Source organism: Nocardia sp. NPDC059236, assembly GCF_042754085.1.
GTDB lineage: Bacteria > Actinomycetota > Actinomycetes > Mycobacteriales > Mycobacteriaceae > Nocardia.
Genome location: NZ_JBHZAF010000070.1, coordinates 1 through 782, shown reverse-complemented (window position 1 = coordinate 782; position 782 = coordinate 1). Strand labels below are relative to the sequence as shown.

Here is a 782-nt window from a genome sequence, read left to right as displayed (position 1 = left end):
TGTGCCGGGCAGTCGGGCGCTCCAGCGCGTGAAGTTCACGTCGTCCGATTCCTTGTGTGGTTCGCTGTGTTCGCTCGGGTTGCTCGGGCCGCTTCGGGGTCACGCTTCGCAGACGCGGGCCCACCCATGGTCACATGTCCAGTGTGGCCCACCGCGCCGGTGGAACCCCTCAGTTCTTGTCGGGGCGCCGTACGGTGCCTGCCGCGAGTTCGAACTCGGCACGGGGGTGCTCCAGCGAGCCGAGAGAGACGATCTCTCTCTTGAACAGGCCGGAGAGCACCCATTCCGCCAGCACGCGTGCCTTCCGGTTGAAGGTCGGCACCCGGCTGAGGTGATAGGCGCGGTGCATGAACCAGGCAGGGTATCCCTTGAGTTTCCGTCCGTACACGTGCGCGACGCCTTTGTGCAGTCCGAGGGAGGCGACGGACCCCGCGTAGGAGTGGCGGTAGGGGGTGGGTTCCCGGCCTTCGCACACCGCTGCGAGGTTGTCGGCGAGGCGGCGTGCCTGGCGGACGGCGTGCTGCGCGTTGGGGGCGCACAGCGGCCGTTCCGCGCCGTCCGCCGGCGCCGCGCCCCGGGCCCGGTCCTGGGCCGGTTCCGCGACCCGTTCCGCGGCCGGTTCCGCCGCGAGGTCGGGGACCGCCGCGGCGTCCCCCGCCGACCAGGCGTGTGCGGTCCCCTGGACGCGCAGTGTGGGCTCGCATCGGAGCTTGCCGCGCGCGGTGACGGGCAACCCGGTGCGGGCGAGCAAGGGGTGGGGCTTGACCCCGGCCGTCCACACC

Annotated in this window: 1 protein-coding gene; it reads right to left on the bottom strand. The window is 71.9% G+C overall.

Annotation, left to right across the window (positions count from 1 at the left end; genetic code table 11):
• Positions 1 to 169 precede the first annotated feature (169 nt).
• On the bottom strand, positions 170 to 782 hold a 613-nt coding region (locus tag ACFXIV_RS47880), incomplete at its 5' end, for an NAD(P)/FAD-dependent oxidoreductase (protein WP_379421534.1).